Origin of the sequence: Streptomyces sp. NPDC079167, assembly GCF_040686735.1 — a bacterium.
In the GTDB taxonomy this organism is placed as follows: domain Bacteria; phylum Actinomycetota; class Actinomycetes; order Streptomycetales; family Streptomycetaceae; genus Streptomyces.
The window spans coordinates 26,700-36,587 of the sequence record NZ_JBFBLO010000031.1 but is presented as its reverse complement, the minus strand read 5'-3'; the positions used below and the strand labels follow the sequence as shown (position 1 = coordinate 36,587).

At 72.4% G+C, this 9,888-nt stretch carries 9 protein-coding genes and 1 pseudogene; 4 read left to right on the top strand and 6 right to left on the bottom strand.

Going from position 1 to position 9,888, the window contains the following annotated elements; genetic code table 11:
• Positions 1-135: 135 nt before the first annotated feature.
• The 4 genes from AB0P41_RS35115 to AB0P41_RS35100 form a co-directional block, all read right to left on the bottom strand.
• The gene (locus tag AB0P41_RS35115) at positions 136-510 is read right to left on the bottom strand and encodes an RNA polymerase-binding protein RbpA (RefSeq protein WP_078598328.1); all 375 of its coding nucleotides are present in this window, start codon (positions 508-510) and stop codon (positions 136-138) included.
• 264 nt (positions 511-774) lie between these two features.
• Positions 775-2,139 carry an MFS transporter gene (locus AB0P41_RS35110; protein ID WP_356712683.1) on the bottom strand — a complete coding sequence of 455 codons (1,365 nt, stop codon included), beginning with the start codon at positions 2,137-2,139 and terminating at the stop codon, positions 775-777.
• A gap of 46 nt (positions 2,140-2,185) precedes the next feature.
• Positions 2,186-2,950, bottom strand: coding sequence for a glycerophosphodiester phosphodiesterase (locus tag AB0P41_RS35105; protein WP_365936094.1), 765 nt, complete (start codon positions 2,948-2,950; stop codon positions 2,186-2,188).
• A gap of 5 nt (positions 2,951-2,955) precedes the next feature.
• On the bottom strand, positions 2,956-3,624 hold the full coding sequence (locus AB0P41_RS35100) for a hypothetical protein (protein WP_365936093.1): 669 nt from the start codon (positions 3,622-3,624) through the stop codon (positions 2,956-2,958).
• Between the two features lie 101 nt (positions 3,625-3,725).
• Here AB0P41_RS35100 and AB0P41_RS35095 point away from each other — a divergent pair, with 101 nt between their 5' ends.
• Positions 3,726-5,225, top strand: coding sequence for a PLP-dependent aminotransferase family protein (locus AB0P41_RS35095; RefSeq protein ID WP_356712687.1), 1,500 nt, complete (start codon positions 3,726-3,728; stop codon positions 5,223-5,225).
• 37 nt (positions 5,226-5,262) lie between these two features.
• On the opposite strand, the gene AB0P41_RS35090 is transcribed toward AB0P41_RS35095, so the two are convergent.
• Together AB0P41_RS35090 and AB0P41_RS35085 are read right to left on the bottom strand one after the other, a co-directional pair.
• Entirely contained in the window at positions 5,263-6,864 is a 1,602-nt protein-coding gene (locus AB0P41_RS35090) for a hypothetical protein (RefSeq protein ID WP_365936092.1), read from the bottom strand.
• 37 nt (positions 6,865-6,901) lie between these two features.
• Positions 6,902-7,096 carry a hypothetical protein gene (locus tag AB0P41_RS35085; protein ID WP_014044751.1) on the bottom strand — a complete coding sequence of 65 codons (195 nt, stop codon included), beginning with the start codon at positions 7,094-7,096 and terminating at the stop codon, positions 6,902-6,904.
• 328 nt (positions 7,097-7,424) lie between these two features.
• Here AB0P41_RS35085 and AB0P41_RS35080 point away from each other — a divergent pair, with 328 nt between their 5' ends.
• The 3 genes and pseudogenes from AB0P41_RS35080 to AB0P41_RS35070 form a co-directional block, all read left to right on the top strand.
• A complete protein-coding gene (locus AB0P41_RS35080; protein ID WP_356712692.1) occupies positions 7,425-7,817 on the top strand; it encodes an ankyrin repeat domain-containing protein in 393 nt (130 codons plus the stop codon).
• A 218-nt stretch (positions 7,818-8,035) separates the two neighbouring features.
• Positions 8,036-9,454 (top strand): HEAT repeat domain-containing protein, encoded by a 1,419-nt coding sequence (locus AB0P41_RS35075; protein ID WP_365936091.1) that lies wholly within the window; start codon positions 8,036-8,038, stop codon positions 9,452-9,454.
• 134 nt (positions 9,455-9,588) lie between these two features.
• Positions 9,589-9,855 (top strand): annotated as a pseudogene (locus AB0P41_RS35070) (glycosyltransferase); the annotation flags it as partial.
• Positions 9,856-9,888: the final 33 nt, after the last annotated feature.

Below are 9,888 nucleotides of genomic sequence, written 5' to 3'. Positions count from 1 at the left end.
CCAGGAAGCCTACGTAGCATTCTCCGCGTTCTTCCACGGTCGGGATTCCGACACCTACACCATCGAAGACGAACCGGCCGGTCAGCATGTTCTGTGTCGCGGCCCGCGGCTCTTGATCTTTGCGGTGATACGCGGTCAGGCAGACTTCCTGCTGTCCCGCGGGTGCACGGCGATGTTCATGGCACCGGAGCGCAGAACCGCCAGCCTCTCGGCCAGCACCTCTTCGAGCTCCTCGCGTGTACGCCGCTCCATGAGCATGTCCCAGTGCGTACGCGCAGGCTTGCCCTTCTTCTCCTCGGGGCCGTCCCCGTCCACCAGGAGTGCCGTGGCGCCACACGCCTTGCACTCCCACTCCGCCGGAATTTCCGCCTCTACCGAGAACGGCATCTCAAATCGATGTCCGTTCGGGCATGCGTACTCCACCGCCTGGCGCGGGGCCAGATCGATGCCGCGGTCCGTCTCGTAGCTGGTAACCACGAGTCGCGTACCGCGGAGAGCTCGCTCACTCATGAATCGTGCCTCCCGGGCTTGTCGCCCACAGGACAGGTGTCGCTGTCGTCGTCATCCGGTCAACGTCCGGTCGGCGGTAAAGATTCCCGTTGCCGGTCATGCGTCGCCCGTCGTGCCGCTGCTTGGTCTGGGTCTACTACCCGCCGGTGCCCGGTTTGTCACTTCTGGTCGAAGTTGTCACCCAACAGTTCGACTTCTTCAACCCGCAGTAACGGTCCACCGAGCACACCAAAGGCGTACACTACCGGCCTTTCACTTCAACGTCTAAATCCGGTCCGGCACGGGATTGCCCGCGGCGGCCACCGCGGCCCGTACGGGAACCCTCGCCAGGAGCACCGAGCCGAGCGCGAAGAAGAGCACCAGGGACAGGATCGCGTCCCGGTAACTGCCGGTGAGCTGGTAGCCGAGACCGAAGACCAGGGGCCCCAGCCAGCTGAGTCCCCGGTCGCTCATCTCGTAGGCGGAGAAGTACTCCGCCTCCTTCCCCCGCGGGACCAGGTGCGAGAACAGTGACCGCGAGAGGGCCTGGCTGCCGCCCATCACGAGGCCGATCGCGGCCGCCAGGACGTAGAAGAACACCGGCGCGCCGGCGGGCAGCACGTACGCCGCGGCGAGGATCAGCGTCCAGACGGCCAGTGAGGCGAGGATCGTGCGCTTGGCTCCGTACCGCCGGGCGAGTCGCGCCATCCCCAGCGCCCCCGCCACGGCGAGCACCTGCACCAGCAGCACCGCGGTGATCAGGGTCGTCTGGTCGAGGCCGAGCTCCTCGGAGCCGTACAGCGACGCCTGGGAGATCACCGTCTGGATGCCGTCGTTGTAGACCAGATAGGCGAGCAGGAAGGCCAGTGTGAGCGGGTGGCGGCGCATGTCGCGCAGCGTCGCCCGCAGCTGCCGCCAGCCGGAGCCGACCGCGCCGTCGCCGCCCGGTGCCACCCGGCGGTCACGCAGCCGGCGCAGCGGCACGAGGGCGAAGGCGCCCCACCACACACCGGCCGAGGCGATGCAGATCCGGACCGCGTCGGGCTCGGACAGCCCGAAGGAGTCGTGGCCGGTGTAGAGGACCAGGTTCAGGACGAGGACGAACGCACCCGAGGTGTAGCCGAAGGCCCAGCCGCGGGAGGAGACCGCGTCGCGTTCCGCCGGGGTGGCGATCTGGGGGAGGTAGGCGTTGTAGAGGGCCATCGACACGGAGATGGACGCGTTCGCCACGATCAGCAGGAAGGCGCCCAGCAGATAGCGGTGGCCCTCCAGGAAGAACATGCAGGCCGTCGCCGTCGCACCGGTGTATGCGGCCGCCGCGAGCAGGGGCTTCTTGCGTCCCGTGCGGTCCGCCGCCGCGCCCACGACCGGCATCACGATCACGGCCACGAGGATGGACACCGACACGGTGTACGCGAAGAGGGAGCCGGCCCGCACGGGTATGCCCAGGGGGTGCACGTACCCGTCCGCGTCGGCGGCCGCCTCGGCGATCGAGGTCAGATAGGGACCGAGGAAGACCGTCACCACGCTCGTGGAATACACGGAGCAGGCGAAGTCGTAGAAGTACCAGCCGCGTTGTTCTCGTCTGCGGCCGGCGGCCTCGGCCGGCGGTCCGGCCGGATCCTCCGTCCCTGCGATGTCCGTGCTCACGCCGCGCCCCCTCGTTCGTCCCGTGCGGACGCGGCGGGCCCCGGCGTCAGGCCCAGGCCCCCCGCTCGCTCAGCACCGTGCGCAGCGTCTCGATGTGATCGGTCATGATGCCATCCACCCCGAGGTCCAGGAGCGCCGCCATCCGTTCGGGTTCGTTGACCGTCCAGACATGGACCTGCAGTCCGCGCGCGTGCGCCGTGCGGAGGAAACCCCGGTCGACGACACGGACGCCGTTCTGGCTCTCCGGGACCTGGGCGCAGACCGCGCCCGCCCGGAGCGCCGCCGGGATACCGTACGAGCGAAGCCTCAGACCGAGCACCCCGCGCACCCCGTACGAGGTGGCCAGGCGGGGGCCGGCGAGGCGGTGGGCCCTGGCCACGCGCGCCTCGGAGAACGACCCCACACACACCCGGTCCCACGCACCGGCCCTGCGGATCAGGTCGACGAGCGGGACGAGGGCGGGCTCCGCCTTGATGTCCACGTTCCACCGGGCGTCCGGGAACTCCTCCAGAAGCTCCTCGAAGAGGGGCAGCGGCTCGCTGCCCGCCACCCTGGCCCGGCGCACCTCGCTCCAGGGCAGCCCGGCTATCCGGCCCCGGGAGTCCGTCACCCGGTCCAGGGTCGCGTCGTGGAAGGCGACCAGGCGGCCGTCCGCCGTGGCGTGCACATCGGTCTCGAAGTAGCGGTAGCCGACGCCGGCCGCGCGCCGGAACGCGGCTGCGGTGTTCTCCATGCCGTCGGCCGCCCCGCCCCGGTGGGCGAAGGGAATCGTCGACGGATGGTCCAGATAGGGGTGGCGCCCCGAAGTCACTGCGGTCACCGCGGAAGTATCGCCCCTTCCGGTGTCCGGCCGGCAACGGGCTCGGTGCGGGCATCCGGCGCGGGGAGGTCGAAGAAGCGCAGGAAGAACTGGGCGAGCGGCCCGATGGCCAGCGCGTAGAGAACCGTGCCGACACCCAGCGAACCGCCGAGCAGGAAGCCGGTCACGACCACGGCCACCTCGATCGCCGTACGCACCAGCCTGATGGAGCGGCCCGTGAGCCGGTTCAGGCCCGTCATCAGGCCGTCGCGCGGCCCGGGGCCGAAGCGCGCGGAGATGTACAGGCCCGTGGCGGCCCCGTTGAGCACGATGCCCGCGGCCATCACCGGGATCTGCGCCCCGAGGTCGTGCACATCCGGTACGAGGGCGAGGGTGGCGTCCATCGCGATGCCGACGGCGAAGACGTTGGAGACGGTGCCGAGCCCCGGGCGCTGCCGGATCGGTATCCACAGGAGCAGCACGACCGCTCCGACGATGATCGAGACGACTCCGATGGAGATGCCGGTCCGCTCGGCGAGCCCCTGGTGCAGCACGCCCCACGGTTCGAGTCCGAGCCCGGCGCGGACCAGGAGCGCGGAGCTCGCCCCGTACAGGGCCAGGCCCACATAGAGATGGGTCAGCCGCCGGGCGAGCCGGGTGCCGCTCCGGGAGGTGGTGTCGGACAAGTGGTGCCCCCTGTGTGGTGGTAGTGGACTGCTGCGTGTCACTCTGTGGCAGGGGATTGGCCGCCAACTATGGCCAATCCGAGGAAGGTGGACTGATTTACATGGCGCAGTGGACTTCGACCGTCGGTGCGGCGCAGCTCGCCCGCCAGCTCCAGGGACAGCAGGCCCGTCCCCTGCCGCCGGGCTCGCGCAAGCCGCCGGCCTACCGGGCCCTGGCCGACGGTGTGCGCCTGCTCGTCCTGGAGGGCCGCGTCCCCGTCGCCGCGCGGCTGCCCGCCGAACGCGAGCTCGCGCTGGCCCTCTCCCTCAGCCGGACCACCGTCGCCGCGGCGTACGAGGCGCTGCGGGCGGAGGGATTCCTGGAGTCGCGCCGCGGCGCCGGCAGCTGGACCGCGGTCCCCGCGGGCAACCCGCTGCCCGCCCGGGGCCTCGAACCGCTGCCCCCGGAGTCGCTCGGCTCGATGATCGACCTGGGCTGCGCCTCGCTGCCCGCTCCGGAGCCGTGGCTGACCCGGGCCGTCCAGGGCGCCCTGGAGGAGCTGCCGCCGTACGCCCACACGCACGGCGACTACCCGGCCGGTCTTCCCGCACTGCGGCAGATGATCGCGGACCGCTACACCGGGCACGGCATCCCCACGATGCCCGAACAGATCATGGTCACCACCGGGGCGATGGGCGCCATCGACGCCATCTGCCATCTCTTCGCCGGGCGCGGGGAGCGCATCGCCGTGGAGTCCCCGAGCTACGCCAACATCCTCCAGCTCATGCGCGAGGCGGGCGCCAGGCTGGTGCCCGTGGCGATGGAGGAGGGCCTCGGCGGCTGGGACATGAACCGCTGGCGACAGGTCCTGCGGGACGCCGCCCCGAGGCTGGCCTACGTCGTCGCCGACTTCCACAACCCCACCGGTGCCCTCGCCGACGAGCAGCAGCGCCGCGCCCTGGTCGAGGCCGCCCGGTCGGCGGGCACGGTCCTGGTGGTCGACGAGACCATGCACGAACTGCGTCTGGACCCGGACGTCGAGATGCCCCGCAGGGTCTGCGCGTTCGATCCGGCGGGCAGCACCGTCCTGACCGTCGGTTCCGCGAGCAAGGCCTTCTGGGCCGGCATGCGGATCGGCTGGGTGCGGGCGGCGCCGGACGTCATCCGCAGCCTGGTCGCGGCACGCGCGTACGCCGACATGGGGACGCCCGTGCTGGAACAGCTCGCCATCAACTGGCTGATGCGGACGGGCGGCTGGGAGCAGGCCGTGGAGATCCGGCGCGGGCAGGCCCGGGAGAACAGGGACGACCTGGTGCGCGCCCTGCGCCGGGAACTCCCGGAGTGGGAGTTCGAGGTGCCGGCCGGCGGCCTCACCCTCTGGGTGCGCAGCGGGGGGCTCTCCGGGTCCCGGCTGGCCGTGGCGGGCGAACGGGTCGGCGTCCGCGTCCCGTCGGGGCCCCGGTTCGGGGTCGACGGTGCTTTCGAGGGCTATGTGCGGCTGCCCTTCACGGTGGGCGGACCGGTGGCGGACGAGGCGGCGCTGCGGCTGGCCGCCGCCGCGGAGCTGGTCGGTTCCGGTGCGAGCGCGGGAGCCGAGGCGCCCCGGACCTTCGTGGCCTGAGGCCCCCGGATCCCCGTGGTCCGAGGCGCCCCCGGCGTCACCCTTCCGCGACGGCGGGCGTCCCGACCAGCTGTTCCGTGTGGACGGCCACGGGTCCGGCGGCGTCCTCCGGCACGGCCTGTTCGACCGCGGGCGCCCCGCCCGGGAGCAGGTCGAGCACCGCCTGCCGCTGGGCCTCGCTCGTGGCCTCGTCGTACGGGTCCGGGGTGGCCGGCACCTGGAACCGCAGGACCGGCCCACTGCCCAGCCGGGTGTAGCCGCGCCCCGGCGGGACGTCGGGGGTGGGCGTGGTGTGCGGCTGGACGCCCAGGACCGCCTCGACCTGTTCGCGGTCCGCGGGGCCGAGGACGGCGCGTGCCCTGGTGTGGTTCCGCACGGTGTCGGTGAGGGCGTCCAGGCTGTCGAACTGGTCCGCGACCACGACCGTCACCCCTGCGGCGCGGCCGTGCCGCAGGGGCACCTGGAGGAGCTCCTGCGGATCCTGCCTGCCGTCGGCGGCCGCCAGGTGCCCCAGCGCGCTCGGGCGGTCGAGCAGGATCCAGAGGGGGCGCTTGATGTCCTCGGGCTCGGGGTGCCCGGCCTGGCGGGCCCGGTTGGCGGCGATGAGTCTGCGCTCGGTCTCGTGCGCCGCCCATTCGAGCGTCGCGAGCGCCCCGGCCAGCCCGCACTCCACGGCCAGCACCCCCTCCCGGCCGGTCAGGAAGCCGTACTCGCCGGTGCCGCCGCCCTCCACGACGATGATGTCGCCGTGCTGGAGCGCCTGCAGGGCGAGCGAACGCAGCAGGGTCGTGGCGCCACTGCCGGGGTGCCCGGCGATCAGCAGATGGGGTTCCGTCGAACGGGCCCCGGTCCGCCAGATCACGGGCGAGGCGTCCCGCGTCCCGTCGCCGTCCTGGACCGGGACGGTGCGCCGGACCGCGTCCGCGTCGGTGAAGCCGAGCACGGTCTCGCCGGGCGCGGTGACGAAGCGCTGGGCGGCGATCGTGGTGGGGAGCGCGGCGAGCACGGTCATGAGGAGGTGGTTGCTCTCCTCGTCCCAGACGAAGTGGTACTCGCGGCCCCGGCCGGACTTGGCGTGGAGCACCTGTTCCACACGGGCCCGGGACGCGGGATCCCCGTCGGTGAAGTACGCCGGATAGTGCACCTGGAGCCGGGTGAGACGCCCGTTGCCGTCGAACTCGTACGACGTGCCGAAGGCCTTTTCCCAGTCGCCGCCGTGGGAGAACAGCGGACCGGGGTCCTCGGCCACGGAGAAGTGCGGCACCAGTGCCTCGTACAGCGCCTGGAGCCGCGCGGCCTCCGCCTCGGCGGGGCCGGTGCTCGTGGGGGTGCGGTCGCGGCCCCGCCACGCGGCAGCGCCCATCACCGAGATGAGGGCCAGCAGAGGCCCGTAAGGGATGAGCGCCACCGCCAGTACGCAGGCCGCGACGAGGAACAGCACGTGTCCGCGCCGGTCCTTCGGTGTCGCGGCCCACTTCTGCCGTCCTGCTCGCGCCAGCAGCCGCAGACCACGGGTGACCGTGATCAGCGGATGGAGGACGTCGGTGGCGCTGTCGGCGGCCGTGCGCGCGATCTCGCGGCTGCGGGTGATCGAAGCGCTGCCGCTCCTGAGGATGCGGGGGAGTGGTCGCCGGGCCACGTCGGTCTCCTGGGGAGGTGGGAGCGGTTTCGGAGCGTCAGAACTTGATCCCGCCCAGCATGCTGGCGAGACTCGCCCCGCCGGCCGTGATGCTGGGGGCGATGGCTGTGCCGGCCAGGTAGAAGCCGAACAGAGCACAGATGAGGGCGTGGGAGGCCTTGAGCCCGTCCTTCTTGAAGAACAGGAAGACGATGATGCCGAGCAGTACCACGCCCGAGATGGAGAGGATCATGAGCGGTTCTCCTGGTTGAGGGGGACAGTCACCATGAGTACTTCCAGGATCACAAGATGTACCTATACGATAAAAGGTGCAACTGAGTGAATACCCCTTGTTTTCACTCGACCGGTGGGCGAAAAGGCGCAGGCCCAGGGGCTCCTGGGGCCGCACAGGCCCTGTCCTCACCGGAAACCGACGTCGTCGGGGTGATCTCCCGCCGGTCCTGGGCAGACTGAGGACTGCCCCGGAGCAGTACTCTGTCGATTCACTCGTACGGCCCCCCCCGCCGTACTCCCCACCAGGTCAGCGACCGCGACAACGGCAATGGAAGGCGGCCCCTCCGATGAGCGAGACCCCCGACCCCGAGGTGATCGAGCTGGCGGCCAAGGTCTTCGACCTGGCCCGCCGGGGCGAGAGCGACGCGCTCGCCGCCTATGTCGACGCGGGCGTCCCCGCGAACCTCACCAACGACCGGGGCGACTCCCTGCTCATGCTGGCCGCGTACCACGGACACGCCCCCGCCGTCGTCGCGCTCGCGGGCCGTGGCGCCGATCCGGACCGGGCCAACGACCGGGGGCAGACCCCGTTGGCCGGAGCCGTCTTCAAGGGGGAGCGCGAAGTGATCGACGCGCTGCTCTCGGCCGGGGCCGACCCGGCCGCCGGGACCCCCTCCGCCGTGGACACCGCGCGCATGTTCGGCAAGGACGACCTGCTGGAACTCTTCGGTGCGCGCTGAGAGGCAGGCCGGCCGGTGCGTCGTAAATGTGGTCGCGTCGGCGAAATGGCTGGGTCATCATGACGTCGCGGGTCCGTTCCGGACCACCGACGAGAGGCAGAGGAAGATGAGCACCAGGCACAGGACGGCAGTCGGCCGATCATGTTGCTGCGCGGCCTAGGGCTGCATGGAACAGCACAGTCCCGGTCGCGTCGACAGCTTGATGTGAGGCTTTCCCCATGTTCGATCCGTTCATAGCGCCGAGCGGCACACTGCTCGGCCTGCTGCAGAGGGGCCGCGGCGACGGCACGCTCCACGCGCTCGCCGCCCCGCGCCCCGAGGCCCTGGCGGCTCTCAACCACTGCGTCCTGAGCGATCCGCGTCATGACTGGCAGGTCGAGAACCGCTCCCTCTACTACGCGCGTCTCTACCTCGACCTCGACGGTGGCACGGAGGAGATCGCGCGGCACCTGTGGGATCCCGAGGACCACCTCGAAACCGACGACTCCCGCACGGGTCTCGCCCTCGCCGTGCTCGGCCACCTCGCCTCCTACGGGCGCGACGACGCCCTTGTGCTCCTGCGCCGGTACGCCGCGACCGGGTCCAACTGGGCCTGGGCGCTCGACGAGCTCGCCCTGCGCGACGACGACGCCGGACTGCGCTCCCTGGCCGAGCCCGTGCTCGCTCGGTTCCCCGCCACCGCGGAGGGCGCCGCCGAGCTGGCCGCCGCCGTGCGCGACGCCTTCGAGCCCCGCCCGTGGCGGCTCTGGGCCGACGACCCGCGCGAAGCGGTCGGCGCCCGGGTCAGGGCGGCGAGCGAGCAGGGCTCCTTCGACCGATGGCAGCGGCAGATGCGGCCGGGCGGACCGCGCCCCGGCTGGAGTGTCCAGGCCGTGTTCGACTGGGCCCAGGCGGGACTGGAACGCGGCAGCGTGCTCCACGTACCCGCGGCCCGCTGCCTCTTCGCCGTCGCCGGGACCGAGGACCGGCCCCTGATCGTCGAGGCCGCGGACAGCGGCTCCGAGGGCGCGCGCTGCGCCGCCCTGCACTATCTGGCCGAGGTCCAGGACCCCGCCGTGCTCGACCTGATCGAGCGGGCCGTCGCCGGCCCGTCCCCCACCGTCGCGGAGGCGGCCGTCGCCGCCTTCGAGCGGATGTGCGGCGAAGCGGCCGTCGACCGGGCCCGGCGCTGGGCCCACCGGCCCGACACCCTCGGAGCCTCGGCGGCCGGGGTCCTGGCCTGCCGCGGCGCCGCACAGGACGCCCCGCTCGTCCTCGCCGCGCTGCGCGAGGCGGTCCGGGGCGAGGGACCCGACGCCCCGCCCCTCTGGACCCTCGTCGACGGCGCGGGCCGCCTGGGCATCGCGTGTGCCGCACCGGTGCTGCGCCATGTCTACCGGGAGACGTCCTCCTCGCACCTGCGGGGCCGCGCGGCCCGCGCCCTGGCCGCCACCGACCCGTCCTTCGCCAGCGGATTCGCCGTGGAGTGCCTCTGGGACTGCGAGGAGACCACCCGGGAGCTGGCCGCACACCACGCGGAGACCGGGGACATCCGGGTCGCCGAACGGCTGAGGCGGCTCGCCGCCGACCCGGCCGAGGAGGCCGAGGTCCAGTCCGCCGTACGCAGCAGGATCGGGCCCGACGCGCCCGCCGTCTGAGCCGGCGCTCCGCTGACACACGGAGCCCGGACGCCGCGCGCCGGGGGCGCGCGGCGCAAAACGCTCATAGGACGTTTCCCGGGCGGAAAGATCCAGGTCGCCAGGGGCACGCCCGGCGCGGTGACCACACCCGTATGCGTGTCGTCATCGTCACCGAGTCCTTCCCGCCCGACGTCAACGGTGTGGCCCACTGCGCCCTGCAGACAGCCCGGCACCTCGTCGCCCGCGGCCACCAGTCACTGGTCGTCACCCCGGCCGGGGCGACGACCACCACCCGTTCCGCGCCCGCCGACGATCCCTGCCCCGGGGTACGCGTCCCCTCCCTGCCCCTGCCCGGATACCCGCAGGTCCGCGTGGCCCTCCCCGGCCGGAGGCCGGACGCCGCGCTCGCCGGTCACCGGGGGCACTGGCCGGTCTGCCCCGTCTGCGGGGGT